This is a genomic window from Cupriavidus sp. DB3 (genome assembly GCF_020418465.1).
Taxonomy (GTDB): Bacteria; Pseudomonadota; Gammaproteobacteria; order Burkholderiales; family Burkholderiaceae; genus Cupriavidus; species Cupriavidus cauae.
Map to the genome: position 1 here is coordinate 193,449 of NZ_JAIZPL010000001.1, position 21,485 is coordinate 214,933.

At 69.7% G+C, this 21,485-nt stretch carries 15 protein-coding genes and 2 pseudogenes; 10 read left to right on the forward strand and 7 right to left on the reverse strand.

Annotated features, from left to right (window positions below):
- Window positions 1–26: 26 nt before the first annotated feature.
- Window positions 27–962, reverse strand: a complete 936-nt coding sequence (locus K7G19_RS00845; protein ID WP_149318078.1) for a LysR family transcriptional regulator — start codon at window positions 960–962, stop codon at window positions 27–29.
- 133 nt (window positions 963–1,095) lie between these two features.
- Between K7G19_RS00845 and K7G19_RS00850 the strand changes: the two genes are divergently transcribed.
- The 4 genes from K7G19_RS00850 to K7G19_RS00865 are packed head-to-tail and all read left to right on the forward strand — an operon-like array spanning window position 1,096 to window position 5,461.
- The gene (locus tag K7G19_RS00850; protein ID WP_226105229.1) at window positions 1,096–1,326 is read left to right on the forward strand and encodes a DUF3311 domain-containing protein; all 231 of its coding nucleotides are present in this window, start codon (window positions 1,096–1,098) and stop codon (window positions 1,324–1,326) included.
- A gap of 10 nt (window positions 1,327–1,336) precedes the next feature.
- Window positions 1,337–2,719 carry a sodium:solute symporter gene (locus K7G19_RS00855; RefSeq protein ID WP_226105231.1) on the forward strand — a complete coding sequence of 461 codons (1,383 nt, stop codon included), beginning with the start codon at window positions 1,337–1,339 and terminating at the stop codon, window positions 2,717–2,719.
- A 52-nt stretch (window positions 2,720–2,771) separates the two neighbouring features.
- Entirely contained in the window at window positions 2,772–4,427 is a 1,656-nt protein-coding gene (locus K7G19_RS00860; RefSeq protein ID WP_226105233.1) for an amidohydrolase, read from the forward strand.
- Entirely contained in the window at window positions 4,424–5,461 is a 1,038-nt protein-coding gene (locus K7G19_RS00865; protein ID WP_226105235.1) for a GTP-binding protein, read from the forward strand. Before K7G19_RS00860 ends, K7G19_RS00865 begins: the two co-directional genes overlap by 4 nt.
- 48 nt (window positions 5,462–5,509) lie before the next feature.
- Here the strand turns inward: K7G19_RS00865 and K7G19_RS00870 are convergent, their stop codons facing one another.
- The 3 genes and pseudogenes from K7G19_RS00870 to K7G19_RS00880 all read right to left on the reverse strand — a co-directional run bounded on the left by K7G19_RS00870 (window position 5,510) and on the right by K7G19_RS00880 (window position 9,430).
- Window positions 5,510–7,456, reverse strand: a complete 1,947-nt coding sequence (locus K7G19_RS00870; RefSeq protein WP_226105237.1) for a TRAP transporter large permease subunit — start codon at window positions 7,454–7,456, stop codon at window positions 5,510–5,512.
- A gap of 274 nt (window positions 7,457–7,730) precedes the next feature.
- A pseudogene (locus K7G19_RS00875) lies at window positions 7,731–8,289 on the reverse strand (TRAP transporter small permease subunit); the annotation flags it as partial.
- A 16-nt stretch (window positions 8,290–8,305) separates the two neighbouring features.
- The gene (locus tag K7G19_RS00880) at window positions 8,306–9,430 is read right to left on the reverse strand and encodes a TRAP transporter substrate-binding protein (RefSeq protein WP_149318084.1); all 1,125 of its coding nucleotides are present in this window, start codon (window positions 9,428–9,430) and stop codon (window positions 8,306–8,308) included.
- Window positions 9,431–9,860: 430 nt separating this feature from the next.
- On the opposite strand from K7G19_RS00880, the gene K7G19_RS00885 reads away from it, so the two are divergent.
- The 4 genes from K7G19_RS00885 to K7G19_RS00900 all read left to right on the forward strand — a co-directional run bounded on the left by K7G19_RS00885 (window position 9,861) and on the right by K7G19_RS00900 (window position 14,960).
- Window positions 9,861–11,210, forward strand: coding sequence for an alpha/beta fold hydrolase (locus tag K7G19_RS00885; protein ID WP_226105239.1), 1,350 nt, complete (start codon window positions 9,861–9,863; stop codon window positions 11,208–11,210).
- 195 nt (window positions 11,211–11,405) lie between these two features.
- Window positions 11,406–12,413 (forward strand): isocitrate/isopropylmalate dehydrogenase family protein, encoded by a 1,008-nt coding sequence (locus K7G19_RS00890; RefSeq protein WP_149318364.1) that lies wholly within the window; start codon window positions 11,406–11,408, stop codon window positions 12,411–12,413.
- Between the two features lie 326 nt (window positions 12,414–12,739).
- Entirely contained in the window at window positions 12,740–13,468 is a 729-nt protein-coding gene (locus K7G19_RS00895) for an IclR family transcriptional regulator (RefSeq protein ID WP_149318086.1), read from the forward strand.
- Window positions 13,469–13,628: 160 nt separating this feature from the next.
- A complete protein-coding gene (locus tag K7G19_RS00900) occupies window positions 13,629–14,960 on the forward strand; it encodes a diguanylate cyclase (RefSeq protein WP_226105241.1) in 1,332 nt (443 codons plus the stop codon).
- 97 nt (window positions 14,961–15,057) lie between these two features.
- Here K7G19_RS00900 and K7G19_RS00905 read toward each other — a convergent pair whose 3' ends face one another.
- A complete protein-coding gene (locus tag K7G19_RS00905) occupies window positions 15,058–15,927 on the reverse strand; it encodes a citryl-CoA lyase (protein WP_226105243.1) in 870 nt (289 codons plus the stop codon).
- A complete protein-coding gene (locus tag K7G19_RS00910; protein ID WP_226105245.1) occupies window positions 15,924–17,174 on the reverse strand; it encodes a CaiB/BaiF CoA-transferase family protein in 1,251 nt (416 codons plus the stop codon). The genes K7G19_RS00905 and K7G19_RS00910 overlap by 4 nt, the downstream gene beginning before the upstream one ends.
- A 295-nt stretch (window positions 17,175–17,469) precedes the next feature.
- Here K7G19_RS00910 and shc point away from each other — a divergent pair, with 295 nt between their 5' ends.
- On the forward strand, window positions 17,470–19,581 hold the full coding sequence (shc, locus tag K7G19_RS00915; protein WP_370639490.1) for a squalene--hopene cyclase: 2,112 nt from the start codon (window positions 17,470–17,472) through the stop codon (window positions 19,579–19,581).
- A gap of 56 nt (window positions 19,582–19,637) precedes the next feature.
- Window positions 19,638–20,261: pseudogene (locus K7G19_RS25025) on the forward strand (hypothetical protein); the annotation flags it as partial.
- A 101-nt stretch (window positions 20,262–20,362) separates the two neighbouring features.
- On the opposite strand, the gene K7G19_RS00925 reads toward K7G19_RS25025, so the two are convergent.
- A complete protein-coding gene (locus K7G19_RS00925; RefSeq protein WP_226105247.1) occupies window positions 20,363–21,331 on the reverse strand; it encodes a VacJ family lipoprotein in 969 nt (322 codons plus the stop codon).
- Between the last annotated feature and the right edge of the window lie 154 nt (window positions 21,332–21,485).

Genomic DNA, 21,485 nt, shown 5'->3' on the forward strand with positions numbered 1-21,485 from the left:
CGGGCAGCACCGATGGCGCAGGGCGTTCACCGGCGCGTCGCCGACCCGGCCGGCTCCGCCGACACCGTCTTCCACTGCGCCCGCGTGAACGCGTACAGCGATTCCAGCGCCGGCGACAGCGAGCGCGCCGCCATGCGCGCGATGCCATAGCGGCCGCGCCGGCGCGCATCCGGCGGCATCGGCACCTCCGCCATCCGGCCCTCGGCCCGCTCCTGCCGCGTGATGGACAGCACGCCGAACAGCAGCGTATCGGTGGTCAGCGCCACGCTGCGCAACACGTCGAGGTTGTCGCAATGCAGGGTGATCAGACGGTCTGGCGCGGCCTCCGGTCCCCACAGCTCGATCAGCTGGCGGCCGATGATGGCGCTCAGCGTGGTCGACGCGACCGGATAGGCGCGGATCGCCTCGATATCGAGCCGGCGCTTGCGCAGGATCGGATGGCCCGCGCGGCAGACCAGGCCGGCGCTCAGCTCGCCCAGTGTTTCCAGCTCGATGTCGTCGGCGGCGCGCAGCACGTAGGCATCGCCGACGATCGCGTCGATCGCTTCGCTGCGCAGCTGCTCGAGCAGCGCGCTGGTGGCGCCGGTCTCGGTGCGGACACGGATGCGCGGATGGGCCTGCGCCATATGCGCGAGGAAGGGCGTGAGCAGCAGCGCGGCCGGCGCGGGCGCCATGCCGATCGCCAGCGAGCCTTCCTCGCCGCCGCGCAGCAGGTCCAGGTCGCGCCGCAACTGCCGCTCTTCGAGCCGGATGCGCCGGGCGCGCTCGGCCACCAGTTCGCCGAACACCGTCAGCCGCGCGCGCCGTGCGCCGCGGTCGAACAGTTGCGCCTTCAGTTCGTCCTCGAGCGCCCGAATGCTGCGGCTCAATGCCGGCTGGGTCAGATGCACGGCCCGCGCGGCCTCCGAGAAGGTGCCGTGCTCGACCACCGCCAGCAGGTGAAGCAGCTTCTGCGTATCCATGCCGATCCGTTATGGAAGTCGTTCGATATTTGCATTTGAATCATACATCGCGGCTCCCTATGATGGCTCCACAACAAGAGCGGGCGACCCCTCGGCGCACCGCAAACCGGCCATCGGACCACGGAGACAAAGCATGCTCAAGCTGTTCATCGGTCTCGGCATCCCGTACCTCGGGGTGATCGGACTCCTGCCCTGGGTGGCGTCCGTCGAGCGCTTCGTGCTCGGCGTTCCCTTCATCTACGCCTGGATCTTCGCGTGGTTCGTGTTGACCTCCGGCTGCATGCTGCTGTGCTGGCTGCTGTTCGACCGCCACGCGTCCGACGATGCCGCCGGCGATGCCGAAGATGCGCGGCATCGCGCCTGAAGGAGCCGCCATGACCACCGCGGTATTCCTCGGCTTCATCGCGTTCTCCCTCTACCTCGCGATCCGCTCCCGCCAGGGACGCGGGGCGCAGAGCGTGCACGACTTCTTTGTCGCGTCGCGGCAGTTCGGCGCCTATCTGGTCTTCTTCCTGGCGGCCGGCGAGATCTACAGCATCGGCACGATGGTCGGCTTTCCCGGCGGCATCTACGCCAAGGGACCGACCTACGGCATCTGGTTTCTCGGCTATATCCTGCTGGCGTACCCGCTGGGCTATTTCCTCGGCCCGCGCATCTGGCGCGCCGGCGCGCGCTACAACGCGATCACGTTGCCCGACCTGTTCAAGGGCCACTACGGCAGCCGCGCGCTGGAGTTGATCGTCGCCGCCTCGTCCATCCTGTTCCTGCTGCCCTGGGGCCAGCTGCAGTTCACCGGCCTGGTGGCCGCACTCAAGGGCCTGGGCTGGCATTTCGATCCGCTGCACCTGGTGCTGATCTCCGCGGGGCTGGCCTTTACCTATATCGCCATCTCGGGCGTGCGGGCCTCGGCCTACATCGCGATCCTGAAGGACGTGCTGATGGTGGTCGCGATCGTCGCCACCGGCGTGGCGGTGGGCTGGAAGGCCGGCGTCGGCGACGTCTTCCATGCGGCCAGCATGCAGGTCAGCAATCAGATGAGCGACACGCAACTGCGCTTCTCGATGAGCACCATGCTGTTCCAGGCGCTGGGCTTCTACATGATGCCGTTCGCGGTGCAGAACTTCTTCACCGCGAAGAGCGCCAACACGATCCGCCGCACGCAGGTTGCCATGCCGCTGTACATGCTGATGTATCCCTTCCTGGTGCTGGCGTCCTACTACGCGATCAGCCAGAACCTGCAGCTGGCCTCTCCGAACGAGGCGTTCTTCGCCGCGGCGGTGCGCCTGCTGCCGGACTGGCTGCTGGGCCTGGTGACTGCCGGCGCGGCGTTGTCGGGCCTGCTGGTGCTGGCCGGCATCTGCCTGGCCATCGGGCCGATCGTCGCGCGCAACCTGCTGCCGGGCCTGCCCGAGCAGCGGCAGAAGCAGGGCGCCAAGGTCGTGATCGCGATCTACCTGGTGCTGTCGATCGTGATGACGCTGGTCACGCCGAACCTGATGCTGACGCTGATCAATACCACCTACTACGGCGTCACGCAGTTCTTCCCCGGCGTGATGGCGATCCTGTTCTCGTGGAAGGTCAGGCCGCTGGCGATCGCGCTGGGCATTCTGAGCGGGCAGGCGCTGGCGATCGCGCTCTATGTGCAGCAGGCCGATTTCGGCGGCATCAACGTCGGGCTCGTCAGTCTCGCGGTGAACCTGCTGGTGACGGCGCTGGTGAACCTGGTCCCGCGGCCGGCGCGCATGCAAGCGGCATGACCTCCTCCAGGACCTCGCCTCCTCGCCAGACCTCCCACCTTTTCACGCAACGATGACTCCTCACGAAACGGCGCGCACGCAAATATTCCAGGCGCGCAAGATCCTCACGATGAATCCCGCGCAGCCGCATGCGACCCATGTGGCGGTGCGCGACGGCAGGATCGTCGCGGTCGGCGAACGGGGCGACATGGCGCGCTGGGGGGATGCCGATGTCGACGACACCTTCCGCGACAAGGTGCTGATGCCGGGCCTGGTCGAAGGCCACTGCCATCTGATGGAAGGCGCGATGTGGGAGGCGGTCTATGTCGGCTACTTCGATCGCCGCGACCCCGACGGCCGGCTGTGGCGCGGCCTGCGTACGCTCGATCAGGTCATCGACCGGCTCGCCAGCGCTGCCGCTCGCTTGCCCGATGCCGACACGGCGTTGCTCGCCTGGGGCTTCGATCCGATCTACTTCGGTGCCGGCCGCCTCGGCGTGCAGCAACTGGACCGGGTCTCGGCCACGCGTCCCATCGTCGTGATGCATGCCAGCGTGCATCTGATGAACGTCAATTCGGCAATGCTCGCGCTCGCCGGCATCGACGAGGACACCGATATCGAAGGCGTGCACAAGGACGCGCAGGGCCGGCCCACCGGCGAATTGCAGGAGTTTGCGGCGATGTTCCCGGTCCACCGCGTGATCGGCAAGGGCCTGTCACTGGCGGCGGCCGAAGACCCGCAGGCGGTGCGCCGCTTCGGTCGGGTGGCGCAACTGGCGGGCGTCACCACCGCGACCGACCTGGTCAGCGACCTGTCGCCGGCGGGGCTGGACACGCTGCGAACCGTCACCGCCGACGAGGCCTTTCCGCTGCGCATCGTGCCCGCCTTCGCCCCGCAGCGCAATCCGGACGGCGGTGCCGAGCGCGTCCATGCCGCCGCGCGGACGGGCAGCGACAAGCTGCACTTCGGCCCGGTGAAGTTCATCGTCGACGGTTCGATCCAGGGCTTTACCGCGCGCCTGCGCGCGCCCGGGTACGTCGGCGGCCAGCCCAACGGCCTGTGGCTGATTCCGCCGGCCCAGCTGCTGGACTGCTTCACGCCGTTCCATCTGGCCGGCCTGCAGCTGCATATCCATACCAACGGCGACGAGGCCACCGAGGTCGTGCTGGACGCGCTCGAGGCGATGCTCGCCCGCCACCCGCGCGCGGATCATCGGCACACGCTGCAGCACTGCCAGCTCGCCGATGCCGCGCAACTGGCGCGCGCCGCGCGGCTCGGGCTGTGCATCAACTTCTTTTCGAACCATCTGTACTACTGGGGCGAGGCGCACGCCAGCCAGACCGTCGGCGCGCAATGGGCCGCGCGGATGAACCCCGCGCGCTCCGCGCTGCGGCTCGGCATTCCGGTCGCCATCCATTCCGATGCGCCGATCACCCCGCTGAACCCGCTGTTCACCGCATGGTGCGCGGTGCAGCGCCAGACGGCGGAGGGCCGCGTGCTGGGCGAGGGGGAGCGGCTGAGCGTCGGCGAGGCCTTGCACGCGATCACGCTGGGCGCCGCGCATACCCTGCATCTGGACCACGTGATCGGCAGCATCGAGCCCGGCAAACTTGCGGATTTCGCGGTGCTGGAGGACGACCCCAGCGCCGTGGCGCCGCAGGACCTGAAGGACGTCCGGGTCTGGGGCACGGTGCTGGGCGGGCGCGTCTTTCCGGCGCCGGCACGATGAACGCCCCGCCGCCCATTCCTCTGGTGGTCGTCGGCGGCTATCTGGGCGCGGGCAAGACCACGCTGCTGAACCGGCTGCTCGCCCATGCGCGGGGGCGGCGGATCGCCGTGCTGGTCAACGACTTCGGCGAGATCAATATCGACGCGGCGCTGATCCGCGCGCGCAGCGACGACGTGATCCAGCTCGAGAACGGCTGCATCTGCTGCTCGATCGGCGGCCGGCTGGCCGATGCGCTGCTCGCCATCGCAGCGCGAGCCGAGCGTCCCGACCTGCTGGTGATCGAGGCCAGCGGGGTGTCGGATCCGCAGCGGATCGCGCAGATTGGCCTGCTCGACCCGGCGTTCCGGCTCAACGCGGTGGTCGTCGCGGTCGACGTGGCGGGAGTAAACGATGCCCTCCGCGATCCGCTGGTCGGCGACATGGTGCGGCGGCAGATTGCCGGCGCGTCGGTGCTGGCCCTGACCAAGGCCGATCTGGCGGACGCGGCCACCGTCTCCGCCGTTGTTGCATCGGTCGGTGAACTGGCGCCACGGGCTGCCGTGCTGACCGCACGGCATGGCGATCTGCCGCTGTCGGTCTATCTGGACCGCCTGGACCATCTGGATCCTCAGGACGCCGGGCCGCCGCTCGCGCCGACCGTGGGCCCCGCACCGACCGGGCCCACCGCGCCCACTGCGCCCAACGCGCGCACCGCGTCCGGCGTGTTGCTCTCGCGTGGGAGCCGGCACTGGACCCGCCCCGACGCGCTGCATGCGGGCATCCTGACCTTCTCCTACCGGACGGACCGGGCGTTCGACAAGGCGGCCCTGCGGCAGGCGCTGAAGACGTTGCCGGTGCGACTGCTGCGAGCCAAGGGCCTGGTGGCGTTCGATGGCGATCCGCGCGCGCATGCGGTGCACCTGGTGGCGGGGCGGATGCGGGTCGAGCCCGCCGGACACGCGCCGCAAGACGGTTCGGCGCTGGTCTTCATCGGCCCCTTCGATGCGGCCGACAAAGACACGGTGCGCGGCTGCCTCGACGCGGCGCTGGCATGATGCGCCGGCGACGGCGCACCGATGGCTTGCCCACGGCTGGGCGTCGGCTTACTGATACAACACCTTCGGCAGCCACAGCCCGATGTCCGGGAACATGTACAGCAGCACCAGCGCCACCACCTGGATCGCCATGAACGGCAGCATGCCCCCGAAGATCTGGTTCAGCGTGACATGCGGCGGGGCCACGCCCTTCAGGTAGAAGGCGGCCATCGCGACCGGCGGCGACAGGAAGGCGGTCTGCAGGTTCAGCGCGACCAGCAGGCCGAAGAACAGCGGATCGATGCCGAAGTTGTCCAGCAGCGGCACGAAGATCGGCATGAAGATGATGATGATCTCGGTCCATTCCAGCGGCCAGCCCAGCAGGAAGATGATCACCTGGGCCAGGATCATGAACTGCAGCGGCGTCAGGTCCATCGACATCACCCACTGCTCGACCAGCGCCTGCCCGCCCAGCAACGCAAACGCGGCCGAGAAGATCGACGAGCCGACGAACAGCCAGCAGACCATCGCGCTGGTCTTGGCGGTCAGGAACACCGACTCCTTGACCACGCCATAGTTGAGCTGGCCGTAGGCAGCCGCCAGCAGCGTGCCGCCGAGAGCGCCGACCGCCGCCGCCTCGGTGGGCGTGGCAAGGCCGAACACGATCGAGCCGAGCACGGCCAGGATCAGCACCGCCAGCGGGAAGAACGACGACAGCAGCTGCTTGAAGATCTCCATGCGCGCGAAGTCGAAGCGCCAGTAGAAGTAAGCCATCGCCACGCAGACCACGGCCAGCGTGATCCAGAACCAGTTTGGTACCTGCGGCGCGGTGGCCGGCGGATTGGCCGTGTCGGCACCGGGAGGGCTGGGCGCTGCCGCGCCGGGGCTCGGTGCGGCGCCGGCCGGCGGCGATTCGGCAGCCGGCGTGGCGGGGCCGGCCGGGGCCGCGGCTGCGGCCGGCGCGCTCTCCTCGCTCGGCGGCGGCGCCAGCGTGTCGAGCCCGGCGGATTCTTCGCTGCTCGCCGCGCCCAGCTCCATCAGCGTCGAGTCGATCGCCGCCGGCGGCGCGGCGGTGACGCCGGCATAGATCGAACCCATCAGCAGCGCCACCACCAGCGCAGGCAGGACCGCGATGCCGAACTGGCGCATCAGCTGGCCGGTCGGGATGGCGGCGTTGCGGCGGCCCTTGAGCGCCGTGATCAGCGCGGGCAGGGCGCGCGCGCCGATGGTGTCGCGCAGCCGCTGCTGCAGCGGCGGCAGCGGGACCTCGCGCTCGGCCATCGGCAGCGGCGGGGCGAGCCGCGGCCGCAGCTTGGCCAGCAGGATCACGTAGAGCAGGTAGAGGCCCGTCAGCATCAGGCCGGGAAAGAAGGCGCCCGCATACAGCTGCACCACCGACACGCCGGCGGTCGCGCCATAGACGATCAGCAGCACCGACGGCGGAATCAGGATGCCGAGGCAGCCGCCCGCGGTGACCGCGCCCGCCGACAGCGACGCGCTATAGCCGGCGCGCAGCATCGCCGGCAGCGCCAGCAGCCCCATCAGCGTGACCACCGCGCCGACGATGCCGGTCGCCGTCGCGAACACGGCGCAGGTGATCACCGTGGCGACGGCCAGCGAGCCCGGCAGCCAGGCCAGCGCCAGATGCAGGCTGCGGAACAGCCGCTCGATCAGGTTGGCGCGCTCGACCAGGTAGCCCATGAAGACGAACAGCGGCACCGAGATCAGCACGTCGTTGGTCATCACCGCATAGGTCCGCTGCACCATCAGGTCCAGCGTCTGCTGCACGGCGATGTTCGGATCGGCATGGCGATAGGCGAGCCAGGCGAACAGCACGCCCATGCCCATCAGCGTGAACGCGGTCGGAAAGCCGAGCATGATCGCGGCGACGATCAACGCCAGCATCAGCAGGCCGAGATGGCCATTGGTCCATTCCGAAGGCGACGGCATCAGGATGAAGACCGCCGCGACGATCAGCACCATCAGCGTGGCGCCGAACCACAGTTCCTTTCTCATCGCGGCGCTCCGTCGGTTTCGCGCGCTGGCTTGTGTTCGCGGTCGTCGCGATCGTCGCGATCGTCGCGCAGGCCGCGTGGATCGAGACGATCGCGCGGATCGCCCGGACCCGCATCGGGCGCGGGCGCATCGCGTCGAGCGGTTGCATCGCGGCCGCCGCCCTCATCGCGTTGATCCCGTTCATCGGCACCATCGCGCTCATTTCGCTCGTCCCGCGCTGCGCCACCCTCCGCGACCGCCGGCGTCGCCACCGTCCCCGCCGCGGCTTCGGCGCTGACCATCTGCTTGAGCTTGTCCACGTCGACTTCCTCGACGTCGCCCTCGCGCATCGGCCAATGGCCGCGCTTCAGGCAGATCACGCAGCGGATCGTCTCGGCCACCCCCTGCAGCAACAGCAGGGCGCCCGCGACCGGAATCACCGCCTTGAACGGATAGATCGGCGGACCGTCGGCCGCGATCGACGAGTGCTCGTTCTGCGCCAGCGAGACCTCGAAGAAATCGATGCCGGCCCAGGCCAGCGCGATCACGCCGGGGAAGAAGAAGGCCAGATACAGCACCAGGTCGATGCCGGCCTGCGCGCGCGGCGGCAGGAAGCCATAGAGGATGTCGCCGCGTACATGCCCGCGCTTGGCGAGCGTATAGGCGCCGGCCAGCATGAACAGCGCGCCGTACAGCATGTTGCTGGCGTCGAACACCCAGGCGTGCGGTGCCGACAGGGCATAGCGCGAGAACACCTCGTAGCTGATCATCAACGTCAACGCGACGATCAGCCACGAGGCGGCCTGACCGATCAGGGTGCTGATCCTGTCGATCGCAAGCAGCAGGGATTGCACGATCGCGCCCCGCTGGTCAGCTGCGCTTGCTGAAGTAGTGCGTGGCGGCCATCCGGTAATCGACGTTGGTGTCGTTCTGCCAGCGGGTGCTGCGCTGCGCGAACGCCTTCATCGAGTCGTTGACCTTCTTGAACATCGGGTTTTCCTTTTCCTTGCGCGCCACCACTTCGTCCCAGATCTTCAGCTGCGCCTGCAGCACCGAATTGGGCGTCGCGTAGAACTTCACGCCCTGCTGCTGCAGCGCCTGATAGTCCTTCGAGTAGCGGTCGATCGCCTTCATCGACATGTCGGCCGATGCCGCATCCACCGCGTTGGCGATCAGCGCGCGCAGCTTGGGCGGCAGCGCGTCGTAGCGCTTCTTGTTGAACAGGATCTCGAACTGTTCCGAGCACTGGTGGAAACTGCGCAGCATGCAGACCTTGGACACGTCCTGGAACCCCAGCGCGCGATCGGAGCTGGCGTTGTTGAACTCGGCCGCGTCCAGCAGGCCGCGGTCCAGCGCCGGCACGATCTCGGCCCCGGGCAGCGCGTTGACCGCGGCGCCCAGCCCCGTGAAGATGTCGATCGACAGGCCGACCGTGCGGAACTTCAGGCCCTTGAAGTCCTCCGGCTTGGTGATCGGCTTCTTGAACCAGCCGAGCGGCTGCGTCGGCATCGGTCCGTACAGGAAGGACACCACGTCCAGGTTCAGGCTGCGGTAGATCTCCTGCTGCAGCTCCTTGCCGCCGCCGTATTTGTGCCAGGCGAGCAGCATGTTCGGATCCATGCCCCAGGCCGGTCCCGAACCCCACAGCGCCAGCGCGGAGTTCTTGCCATACCAGTAGGCGATCACGCCGTGGCCGCCGTCGAGCGTGCCCTTGCTGACCGCGTCGATCAGATCGAACGCCTTGACCACCGCGCCGGCCGGCAGCAGTTCGATCTTCAGCTCGCCGCCCGACATGTCGTTGACCTTGGCGACGAAGTCGCCGGCGAACTCGTGAAAGATGTCCTTGCTGGGCCAGGTGCTTTGCCAGCGCATCGTGATCGGACCCTGGGCCTTGACGATCGCCGGAAATCCCAGCGCCGTTGCACCGACCGCAGCCCCCGCCCCGCCCAGAAATCCCCGTCGCGATACCGCACCGCGCTTGTTTTTCGCTGCCATGCTGTCTTCCCCCTTGCTGCTGTTGACGACACCGGAGGCAGCGCCGCGAGTGCGCCAGCCTCGAACCGTTGATGCGACGTCTGGAATTGCGATGCGGTGGCCGGCCCGGTGGCGACTCTGCCGAATTGGAAGGGGGCGGCGTGCAAGTGGTTTGTAATTGACTTCATGTTAGGAATTGCAACCAAGCGCAACAATGTAGGGATTACCCGTGACGGATCGGCCCTGTCATCGCCTGCGGATCGCAGGCCAGCGACATGTCTGCTGCTTGTCTGCGCCATGTCTACCGCATGTCTGGCGAAGGCCGTGTTGCGGACCTCCCGATGAAGGCGAAGCGGCCCGATTAGCATGACCTTTCGGCCACTTCGATGGTCGAAGCGGCTACAGTAACGAGGACCGGCCATCGCGCCATTTTTTCGCCAGGAGCCATCGCATGCCCGACCCATCGAATCAGCCCAGCCCGGCGAACCCGGCGACTCCAACCAGCCAGGCCAACCAGAAGATCCAGTTCCCGGGCCATGACGGTCAGCCGCTGGCGGGCCGCCTCGACATGCCGGCTGGCCCGGTCAAGGCCTACGCGCTGTTCGCGCATTGCTTCACCTGCGGCAAGGATGTGGTGGCGGCCAGCCGCATCGCGCAGGCGCTGACGCAGCACGGCATCGCGGTGCTGCGCTTCGACTTCACCGGCCTGGGCGGCAGCGGCGGCGATTTCGCCAACACCAATTTCTCGTCGAACGTGGCCGACCTGCATGCGGCCGCCGACTACATGCGCCAGCATCTGCAGGCGCCGGCGCTGCTGATCGGCCATAGCCTGGGCGGCGCCGCCGTGCTGGCGGCGGCCGACGGCATTCCCGAGGCGAAGGCGGTGGCGACCATCGCCGCGCCGAGCGATCCCTCGCACGTGGTCGGCCTGCTGCGCGAGCACGCCGAGACCATCGCCGCCAACGGCGAAGCCGAGGTACAACTGGCGGGACGGCCGTTCCGCATCCGCAAGCAGTTTCTCGACGACGTCGCCGAGCAGACGCTGCTCGCCAAGGTGTCGCAGCTGCGGCGCGCGCTGCTGGTGATGCATTCCCCGGTCGACGAGACCGTCGGCATCGACAATGCGAGCCAGCTGTTCATCGCCGCCCGCCATCCGAAGAGCTTCGTCTCGCTGGACCATGCCGATCACCTGCTGACCCGGCGCGAGGACGCGACCTATGTCGCCAACACCATCGCCGCCTGGAGCCAGCGCTACCTCGGCATCGACGCGGCCACGCTGCCGGCCGCCGCGGTCGAGGAAGGGCTGGTGCGGGTCGAGGAGAACCATGCCGGCAAGTTCCAGCAGCAGGTCACGGTCGGCAAGCACCGGCTGCTGGCCGACGAGCCGGTCTCGTTCGGCGGCCTGAACGGCGGGCCGGCCCCCTACGACCTGCTGCTGGCGGCGCTGGGCGCCTGCACCTCGATGACGATCCGGATGGTGGCCGAGCGCAAGGGCTGGCCGCTGGAACACATCAGCGTGTCACTGAGGCACGAGAAGATCCATGCCGCGGACTGCGCGGAATGCGACACGCGCGACGGCAAGGTCGACTGGATCGAACGCGAGGTCACGCTGCGCGGACCGCTCGACGCGCAGCAGCGCGAGGCCCTGCTGGCCATCGCCGACAAGTGCCCGGTGCACCGAACCTTGCATTCGGAGGTGGTGGTGCGCACGCGCGCCGCGCCGGAGCAAGGGACGGGCGAACCGGCCATGGGCCCGGGCGGGGCGGGCGCGAGCCCGGCGGGCAAGGCGCCTGGCGGCTGATCGGGCCTTGGCTGCCGGCCAGTGCCGGCCCGGGCTGTTCGTCGCCTCGGCGTGCCGCTGCCACCCGAAGTCATTGTCAATTTGTGGAGATCGCCTGTGCAAACCGATGCAAATCCGACCAACAAGGCCGACAGGACGACGCCCGGCGCGACCCCCGGCGCGACCACCAGCGCGACCCCCGGCGGCGGTGCCGCCATCCCGGCCACGCTGATTCCCGGCGACGGCATCGGCCCGGAAATCATGGCCGCCACCTTGCAGGTGCTGGACGCGCTGGGCGCGCCGTTCGCCTGGGAAACGCAGCAGGCCGGCATGGCGGCGCTGGAGACCAGCGGCGACCCGCTGCCCGAGGCCACGCTGGACAGCATCCGCCGCACCGGGCTGGCGCTGAAGGGGCCGCTGACCACGCCGGTGGGCGGGGGCTTCCGCTCGGTCAACGTCCGGCTGCGGGAGCTGTTCCAGCTGTACGCCAACGTGCGGCCGGCGCGCACGCTGGTGCCCGGCCGCTATCAGGACATCGACCTGGTGCTGGTGCGCGAGAACGTCGGCGGCTTCTATGTCGCGCACGACTACTACATTGCCGTCGGCGACGATCCGCGCGCGGTGGCGGTGTCCACCGGCACCAATACGCGCGCCGATTGCCTGCGCATCGCCCGCTTCGCCTTCGAATACGCGCTGCGCAATGGCCGCAGGAAGGTCACCGTGGTCCATAAGGCCAACATCCTGAAGGCGCTGACCGGCATCTTCCTGGAGGCCGCGCGCGAGGTGGCGGCCGATTATGCGGGGCGGGTCGAGATGGAGGACCGCATCGTCGATGCCTGCGCGATGCAGCTGGTGCTGGACCCGTGGAAGTTCGACGTGCTGCTGTGCACCAACCTGTTCGGCGACATCCTGTCGGACCAGATCGCGGGACTGGTCGGTGGGCTGGGGCTGGCGCCGGGCGCCAATATCGGCGAGCACGCGGCGGTCTTCGAGGCCGTGCACGGCTCCGCGCCGGACATCGCGGGCAAGGGCGTGGCCAATCCGGTCGCGCTGATGCTGGCGGCCGGACTGATGCTCGAGCATGTCGGCCGCCAGGACCTGGCGCAGCGGATGCGCACCGCGATCGACCGGACGCTGAACGAGGACAACATCCGCACCGGCGACCTGAAGGGCAAGGCCAGCACGCGCGAGTTTGCGGACGCGGTGGTGCGGCGGTTGGCGTGAGGTGGCCGGGGGCGAGACGGCTCGGGTGAGGCGGCTCGGGTGAGGCGGCTCGGGTGAGACGGCTCGGGTGAGGCGGCTCGGGTGAGGCGGCTCGGGTGAGGCGGCTCGGGTGAGGCGGCTCGGGTGAGACGGCTCGGGTGCGGCCGCTGAGGTGGCCAGCCGCGTTGGAGCCGGGATGAGGCGGCCCGGGTCCGGGGGGAGGCCGGTGACGCGAAGCGGTCTGCATTGACAAAGAAAGCGCCGTTCTATACGGTGCACGGTCGCCGCGCGCCCGGCTGCATCCGCCCGCCGCGCCCGCGACCCGCCGATCCGCTGACCCATCACCGATGCCCCGTAAAGCCGCCCAGGTTTCCGAAGCCGACAAGCATGCCGCCGAGGGCGGCGCGGTAGCGGTGGATCGCGCGCTGTTCCTGCTGCGCGCGTTCCGGCTCGGCGATACCGCGCTGACGCTGGCCGAGCTGGCGCAGCGTTCCGGCCTCTACAAAAGTACGCTGCTGCGGCTGCTCGCCTCGCTCGAGCATGCGCGGCTGGTCGTGCGGCATGCCGACGGCCGCTACGGCCTCGGCCCCGAGGTCGCGCGCCTGCACGCGGTCTATGCCGCGTCGTTCTCGCTGGAGACGGCCGTGATGCCGGTGCTGCGCCAGCTGGTGCAGGACACCCGCGAGAGCGCCGCCTTCCATGTCGAGCAGGGCGAGCACCGGCTATGCCTCTATCGCGTCGATTCCCCGCAGCCGGTGCGTGACCATGCCCGCGCCGGCGATCTGCTGCCGCGCAACCGCGGCGCTGGCGGGCGCGTGCTGCGCGCCTTCGCCGGCGCGCGCGGCCAGCTGTACGACACCATTCGCCGCGAGGGCGTGGCGACGCTGGTCGGCGACCGCGTGCCCGATATCGCCGGCGTGTCGGCCCCGGTGTTCGGCCCCGGCGGCGAACTGCGCGGCGCGCTGACGCTGACCTGCCCGGCCTCGCGCTATCGGCCCGATTTCCGCACCGACGTGCTGCGCGCCGCGCGCGCGCTGACCGAAACGCTGGGCGGCAGCTTCCCCTTCGACGACTGAGCGTGCGTCGGCCGGCTGGCGGCACGCCGAGGCTGCCGCCAGCCCATGCCCGACTCAAGGGGGATGCCCGGTGCCGGTGCGACGGCTATCATCAAAGGTTTTTGGGACGAGCGGCCGTGCCGCCGGGGCATATGCAACGCGGCATTTTCCGAGGGATACCGTGCAGCTAGACCAGCACAGCATTGTGATCGTCATGATGGTGGTGTTTTCCAGCACGCTGCTGATCTCGACGGGCCTTGTGTTCGCGCTGATCCGCACCGATGCCGGCCGCCTATGGGCCGGCGGCCATCTGGTGCTGTCCGCCGGCGGCCTGGCGCTGACGATCAACGCCGCCACGGTGCATCTGGTCGAAGTGGGCGCGGTGGCGGTGATGGTCTATCTGGCCGGCAAGCTGACGATCTATTGCGGCGTGCGCGTGCATCAGGGTTTGCCCGGATTCACCCGCATGCAGGGCGCCGCCGTGGTGGTCACCGTCGCCGCCGCCCTCGATGCGCTGACCGGACCCCATCCGGTACTGCAGCTGCATCGCGTCGCCTATGTCGCGCTGGCGCTGCTGTCGCTGACGACGATCCTCGTGCTGCTGCGCTCGCGCGTGCGCCATAGCGAGATCGGGCTGCCGCTGGTGCTGCTGGCGAGCGCGGTGCAGCTGTGCGCGCAGCTCTATGGCGCGTCCGCGGCCTGGCAGGCCGACAATGCGATTTCCGCGTCGCCGTTCAATGCGGCCAATCTGACCCACGACGCCACCTACAACGCCGTGGTGGTGCTCGCCCCGCTGGTGGCGACGCTGCTCGGGCTGTTCGGCTTCACCGTGATGGCGCTGGAGCAGGTGATCGCCAACAAGGAACGCGGCGCCCGCATCGACGGGCTGACCGGCCTGCTGAACCGCGCCGCGCTCGACAATGCCGCCAGCCGGCTGATCGTGTCCGCGCTGCGCAACCGGCAGGCGGTCGCCTGCCTGGTCATCGACGTCGATCATTTCAAGCAGGTCAACGACCGCAGCGGCCATCGCGCCGGCGATGCCGTGCTGCAGGCGATCGCCGAGGCGCTGGACAACTCGCGCCGCGCCTCCGATGTGGCCGGCCGCTACGGCGGCGAGGAATTCTGCGTGCTGTGTCCCCATACCGACGAGCATCAGGCCACCGCGCTGGCCCGGCGGATCCTGCGCAAGGTACGCGCGATCCCGCTGCCCGGGCCCGCGGGCAAGTTCGCCAGCGTCAGCATCGGCGTGGCGCAGCTGCGCGACGACGGTTCCGATTCGGTGGGGCTGTGGCAGCAATTGTTCGGCAACGCCGACCGGGCGCTGTACGAAGCGAAGCGGCGCGGGCGGGATCGCTACGTGCTAGCGTCCACGCTGGAGCGGGAGGAGGCGATCGCCGCGGCGGCGGAAATGGAGCGGGCGTCCGCATCGGACTCCGCGATGGCGTCGGTCATGGACGCCGATGCGCAGTCCGATCCCGCGCTGGCGGCCGATCTTCCTGGCGACACGCGCTGACCCGCCAGCGGCGACCCCTCCCAACGCACTAGTCCTTTCTGTCCGGCCGCCCACCCGACCGCTCACCCGACCTCTCGCCTGACAGCTCACCCGACCGTCAGCCCTGCGACTGCCGGGGCGACACCGCCTCCGGCACATCCCGCGGCGGGTGCCCGTCATAGGTCCAGATGAACTCTCGCGGCATCGGTCCCTTGTTGCGGCCGCCTTGCTCCGTCTGCTCCCACGCGTGCGCCAGGATGCCGACCGAGCGCGACAGGCAGAACAGCCCGCGCGCCAGCGGCGGCGGGAAACCGAGCTCGGCGTAGATCACCGCGGTGGCGCCGTCGATATTCATCGGCACCGGCCGCGATCGGCCCGCACCGAGCTCCACCTCCACCGCGCGCGCGATCGCGGCGAACCGCCCGCCGACCACGCCGTCGGCGGCGGCCTGGTCGACCAGTTCGAGCAGCCGCGGCGCGCGCGGATCGACCGGATGGAAGCGATGGCCGAACCCCGAGACGTACTTGCCGTGCAGCTCGCGCCAGGCCTGTAGGCCCGCGCGCACCGCTTCCGGCAGCGCGAGTCCCGCGTCGGCGCGCGCCGCGATATCCAGGTAGAGCGCGACCGCCTGCTCGCCGGCGCCGCCGTGCACGTCGCCGAGCAGATTGACGGCCGACGCCATCGCATTGTTCAGGCCCACGCCGCAGGTCGCCGCCATGCGCGCCACCGCGATGCTGGGCGCCTGCGGCCCATGGTCGACCGCGGACATCAGCGCGGCGTCGAGCAGGGCGGCCTGGCCCGGCGGCGGCAGTTCGCCGCGCAGCATCAGCCAGATCATCTGGGCGAACGAGACACGCCCGATCAGCTGCTCGATCGGATAGCCGCGATAGCGGATCACGCCGGGCTGCATGTCGATGATGGCGCTGCGCCACCAGTCTTCGGCGCGGCGCTGGCCGGCGTCCGGGTTGGAGGGATCGAATGCGGTCATAGGGCCTTCTCCGCCTGCATGGTGTCGATCTGCTCGGCGGTATAGCCGAGTTCGAGGAGGATGTCGCGCGTGTGCTGGCCCAGTTCGGGCGGCGGCGCATCGACCGCCGGCGCGGCGCCGTCGAGCTTGAAGCCGGTGCGCAGCAGACGCAGGTCGCGTCCCACGCCCGGCGCGTCGGCAAACTCGGCGACGATGCCGCGCGTGGCGACCTGCGGGTGGGCCAGCGTCTGCGGAACCGTATAGACCGGACCGGCCGGCACGCCCGCCTGGTTCAGCAGCGGCCACCAATGCGCGGTGGGCTGGCGCGTCAGCTGCGCCTCGAGCTCGCCCTGCAGCGCGGCGCGGTGCTGCAGCCGGGCCTGCCGCTCGGCAAAGCGCGGGTCGGTGGCCAGCTCGGGCCGGCCGATCACGCGGCAGACCGCCTCGAACTGTTCCTGCTTGTTGGCGGCGATATTGATCAGCCCGTCGCCGGTGCGGAAGGTGCCCGAGGGGCTCGCGGTCATGTTGTCGTTGCCCATCGGCGCCGGTTCGCGCCCGGCCACCAGGTAGTTCGACACGACCCAGCCCATCGTCGCCAGCGTCGATTCGAGCATCGACACGTCGATCAGGTAGCCCTCGGTGCGGTCGCGATCCGCCAGCGCCGCGGCCACCGCCAGCGCCGCGGTCAGCCCTCCGACGGTGTCCGAGACCGGATAGCCGACGCGATACGGCGCGGTCTCGGCATCGCCGGTGATGCTCATCACGCCGGCCATGCCCTGGATGATCTGGTCGTAGGCCGGCAGGTCGGCCAGCGGGCCGTCCTGGCCGAAGCCGGAAATCGCGCAATAGATCAGCCGAGGATTGTCCTGCTTCAGCGTGTCGTAGCCGAGCCCGAGCCTCGCCATCACGCCCGGGCGGAAGTTCTCGACCAGCACGTCGGACTCGCTGACCAGCCGGCGCAGCGCCTGCTTGCCGAGCGGATGCTTCAGGTTCAGCGTGATCGAGCGCTTGCCGGGGTTCTGCGCGAGGAAGGACACGCCCATCAGCCTGCGGTTCAGCTCGGCGTCGGCGCCCAGCTGGCGCGCCAGGTCGCCGGTGCCGGGCGTCTCCACCTTGATCACGTCCGCGCCCAAGTGCGCGAGTTGATGGCAGCAGAAGGGGCCGGCCAGCACATTGGTCAGGTCGAGCACGCGGATGCCGCGCAGCGGCTTGCGGCGGTCTTTCGGCGCGGCCCCGGGTGGGCTGCCGTTGGGGGAGTCGGGATTCATGGCGATCTCGCCGAAGTTCTTTTACATTCCGTACAACAGAACATCGGTCTTTTGAAAGGAACAATGCGCGCCAGCATAGAAGCCGGGAACGGGGGCTGTCAAGGCAAGTTGGCATGTCCGGCCCGCGTTCGGCCTTGTTGCTATAATCGCCCGACCCCCCAACACCGATCGCGGGTTCGCACGCGCCGGTCGTGGTCCCGCCCCGCCGGCTGCCTCGCGATGTCATTGCGTGACGAGGAGTGATGTGGCTGAAATCCAGATCGCCTTGACCGGTTCGCCGCCCGCAGTGGACCCCGTGGACACCCAGGATCGGCCGGACACCGTCGTCTCCCTCGCGCCATCCCTCCCTTCGTTCACCGCCCCCACTGACCTCGCCGGCTCACGGCTCGATGCCGCGATCGCGCACGCCGTCGACGCGCTGATCGCGCGGCAGCGGCCCGACGGCCATTGGGTGTTCGAGCTCGAGGCCGATACCACGATCCCGTCCGAATACGTGCTGCTGGTCCACTATCTGGGCGAGGCGGCCGATCCCGCGCGGGAGGGGCGCATCGCGCGCTATCTGCTGCGCCGGCAGAACGATGACGGCGGCTGGCCACTGTTTCATGGCGGCGCGTCCGATATCAGCGCCAGCGTCAAGGCGTATTTCGCGCTGAAGATGATCGGCGAGCCGGTCGATGCGCCGGCGATGCGGCGCGCGCGCGAGCGGATCCTGGCGCTGGGCGGTGCCGAAGCGAGCAATGTGTTCACGCGCACGCTGCTGGCGCTGTACGGCGTGATGCCATGGCGCGCGGTGCCGCTGATGCCGGTCGAGATCATGCTGCTGCCGCTGTGGTTTCCCTTTCATCTGTCGAAGATCTCGTACTGGGCACGCACGGTGATCGTGCCGCTGCTGGTGCTGAACACGCTGCGTCCGTGCGCGCGCAATCCGCGCCGCGTCGGCATCGACGAACTGTTTCGCCGGCCCAGCCAGGCCGCGCGGATGCCGGGCAGGGCGCCGCACCAGAGCCGCTTCTGGTATGCGGTGTTCCGCGGCGTCGATGTCGCGCTGCGCGTGCTCGAACCCCTGTCGCCGCGCGCGCTGCGCCAGCGCGCGATGCAGCAGGCCGAGCGCTTCGTGCGCGAGCGCCTGAACGGCGACGACGGCCTCGGCGCCATCTTTCCCGCGATGGTCAACGCGGTGATGATGTTCGATGCGCTCGGCGTGCCGCGCGACGAGCCCGCGGTCGCGCAGGCCCGCGCGGCGCTGGACCGTCTGCTGGTCGAGCATGGCGGCGAGGGCGATGAGACGTACTGCCAGCCCTGCTTCTCGCCGGTGTGGGACACCTCGCTGACCTGCCATGCGATGCTCGAAGCCGGCGGTGAACGCGCGCTGGCGGCGGCGCGGCGCGCGCTCGACTGGCTGCTGCCCTTGCAGGTGCTCGACGTGCGCGGCGACTGGACGGTGCGCCGGCCGCATCTGCGCCCTGGCGGCTGGGCCTTCCAGTATGCCAATCCCCACTATCCCGATGTCGACGACACGGCCGTGGTCGCGATGGCGCTCGATCGCGCCGCGCGTGGCGATGCGCGCTGGGGCGGCCGCGTCGCGCCCGCGCTGGCTCGCGCCCGCGAATGGATCGAAGGCATGCAGAGCAGCGACGGCGGTTGGGGCGCGTTCGAACCGGAAAACACGCACAGCCATCTGAACAGCATCCCGTTCGCCGATCATGGCGCGCTGCTCGATCCGCCCACCGCCGACGTGTCGGCGCGCTGCCTGTCGATGCTGGCGCAGCTGGGCGAATTGCCGGCGAACAGCCGCGCCGCCGCGCAGGCGCTGCGCTATCTGCTCGATGAGCAGGAGGCAAACGGCAGCTGGTATGGGCGCTGGGGCACCAACTACCTGTATGGCACGTGGAGCGCGCTGTGCGCGCTGCAGGCGGCCGGGCTCGGGCCCGATGCCGCGCCGGTGCGCCGCGCCGCGCAGTGGCTGCTGTCGGTACAGAACGAGGACGGCGGCTGGGGCGAGGACGGCAGCAGCTACCGGCTCGATTACCGCGGCCACGAGAGCGCGCCGAGCACGCCGTCGCAGACCGCCTGGGCGCTGCTGGGCCTGATGGCGGCCGGCTGCCGCGAGCAGCCGGCGGTCGCGCGCGGCATCGACTATCTGCTGCGCGAGCAGCGCGCCGACGGGCTGTGGGACGAGCAGCATTTCACCGCGGTCGGCTTTCCGCGCGTGTTCTATCTGCGCTATCACGGCTATGCGCGGTATTTCCCGCTGTGGGCGCTGGCGCGCTACCGCAATCTCGGCAATCCCGGCAACCTTGCCAATCCCGGCGACCCGGGTGATCCCGGCAATCGTGGAGGCCTCGGCAGTTCGGCCGATGCCGCCGTTCCCAACGATGCCGCGGGCCGCATGCCATGGGGCATGTGACAGATGCCGCGAACTGCGCCGATGCCGATGCGCCGCGCTGGCTCGTCGTCACCGGCATGGCCTTCGAGGCGCGGCTGCTGAACTGGCCAGACGCCACCACGTTGAGCGGCCTGCGCGGCGATGCCCTCGACCATGCGCTCACCGCCGCGCTGAGCCCCACGGTTACGGCCGCGCTGACCGCCGCGCCGACCCCCACGGTTACGGCCGCGCTAACGGCCCCTTTGCGCGACGGCAAGGAACCGGCGCACCGCTACGCCGGGGTGATCAGCTTCGGCGTCGCTGGCGGGCTCGATCCCGCGCTGCCGCCAGGCAGCGTGATCGTGGCCGATGCCGTGGCGGCTGACGGCTCGCGCTTCGACACCGACGCCCGCTGGGCCAGCGCGATTCGCCTGGCCTTACCCGAGGCGGTCGACGGCACGATCGTGGGAGTGGACTCGCCAGCCGCAACGATTGCCGACAAGCGGTCGCTGCATGCGGCGACCGGCGCGGTGGCCGTCGACATGGAGTCGCACCGCATTGCCGCGGCGGCGCGCGCGGCGGGGCTGCCGTTCGTCGTGTGCCGGGCGATTGCAGATCCGGCGGGGCGCCGCGTTCCGCCGGCGGCGCTGGCCGCGTTCGGGGCCGACGGCGGCATCGCGATGCGCGCGCTATGCGCCAGCCTGCTGAAACAGCCCGCGCAAATGGGCGAGCTGCTGCGGCTTGCCGGCGATGCCGCCGCGGCGCGGCGGGGCCTGCGCCGGCTGGCGGCCGTGCTGCCAAGCTCGGCGGGCGAATCGCGCGATCATTGGGGGGCTGGGGCTGGGGCTGGGGCTGGGACTGGGGCCGGGGCCGGGGCCGGGGCCGGAACCGGAACTGGAACTGGAACTGGAACTGGAACTGGAACTGGAACTGGAACTGGAGCTGGGGCCGGCGCTGCAGCGGGAGCCGGGGCGGGCGCTGGAGCTTGGGTTGGAACTGGCGCCGGCGTTGAGCCGACCGCGGGTCCGGGCGTCCCCGTCGCTGGCGACGCTGCGCCGGGCGCGCCGTCTGCCTCGTCCCCCTCGTCGCCATAGTCCGGCAGATCGCCGGACTCGCCGCCGCGCAGCCGCTGGCGGCGCTGCTGCAGATAGGCGTCGCGCACGAAGCTGTATTTGTCCAGCGCGGCCTGCTCCAGCAGGGTGGTGGCATCGAGCAGATTGCTGCGCGTATTGACGAACTGCAGCGCGAACAGGCTGTTGCGCCAGGCCGGATCCATATAGGTCACCGGATCGGTGAAGACGTCGCCGGCCATGCCGATGCCATCGCGCACGGTGCTGGGCCCGAACAGCGGCAGCACCAGATACGGCCCCGAGGGCACGCCCCACGTGCCCAGCGTCAGGCCAAGGTCCTGCGGATGCCTCGGCAGCCCGGCCGGCGTCGCGATATCGATCAGTCCGCCCAGGCCCAGCACGGTATTGATCGCGACCCGCATCACGCTCTCGGCCGCCGCCACGCCCTTGCCCTGCAGCAGGTTGTTGATCGCGTTGCCGACGTCGCCGAAATTGTTGAAGACATTAGTCACCGCGGTGCGCACCGGCTGCGGCGTGACGCGGCGATAGCCCTTGGCGACCGGCACCGCGACATAGGTATCGATCTTGTCGTTGACGGTATGGACGGCGCGGTTCAGCGGTTCCAGCGGGTCGGCAGGATTGGCGTTCGGCCCGGTCGCGCAGGCCGCGCAGCACAGCGCGGCAAGCGGGATCAGCCGGTGCAGCGCTGCCGGCGCGGGCAACGGAGACGAAGAGTCCGAAAGGCGTAAAAGGGGCGAAAGGCGTGAGCGGGGCCAATGGCGTGAAAGGAGCCAATGGCGTGAAAGGGGCGAAGGAGACGAGGGCTCTGGCATGGCGATCATGGTGGCGTCGTGGTCGGTCCGTCCGCGGCCTCGG

Bases quoted from the DNA above. Each gene is read 5' to 3' on its own strand.
- K7G19_RS00845 (WP_149318078.1), bottom strand. From the start codon at position 962: ATGGATACGCAGAAGCTGCTTCACCTGCTGGCGGTGGTCGAGCACGGC.
- K7G19_RS00850 (WP_226105229.1), top strand. From the start codon at position 1,096: ATGCTCAAGCTGTTCATCGGTCTCGGCATCCCGTACCTCGGGGTGATC.
- K7G19_RS00855 (WP_226105231.1), top strand. From the start codon at position 1,337: ATGACCACCGCGGTATTCCTCGGCTTCATCGCGTTCTCCCTCTACCTC.
- K7G19_RS00860 (WP_226105233.1), top strand. From the start codon at position 2,772: ATGACTCCTCACGAAACGGCGCGCACGCAAATATTCCAGGCGCGCAAG.
- K7G19_RS00865 (WP_226105235.1), top strand. From the start codon at position 4,424: ATGAACGCCCCGCCGCCCATTCCTCTGGTGGTCGTCGGCGGCTATCTG.
- K7G19_RS00870 (WP_226105237.1), bottom strand. From the start codon at position 7,456: ATGAGAAAGGAACTGTGGTTCGGCGCCACGCTGATGGTGCTGATCGTC.
- K7G19_RS00880 (WP_149318084.1), bottom strand. From the start codon at position 9,430: ATGGCAGCGAAAAACAAGCGCGGTGCGGTATCGCGACGGGGATTTCTG.
- K7G19_RS00885 (WP_226105239.1), top strand. From the start codon at position 9,861: ATGCCCGACCCATCGAATCAGCCCAGCCCGGCGAACCCGGCGACTCCA.
- K7G19_RS00895 (WP_149318086.1), top strand. From the start codon at position 12,740: ATGCCCCGTAAAGCCGCCCAGGTTTCCGAAGCCGACAAGCATGCCGCC.
- K7G19_RS00905 (WP_226105243.1), bottom strand. From the start codon at position 15,927: ATGACCGCATTCGATCCCTCCAACCCGGACGCCGGCCAGCGCCGCGCC.
- K7G19_RS00910 (WP_226105245.1), bottom strand. From the start codon at position 17,174: ATGAATCCCGACTCCCCCAACGGCAGCCCACCCGGGGCCGCGCCGAAA.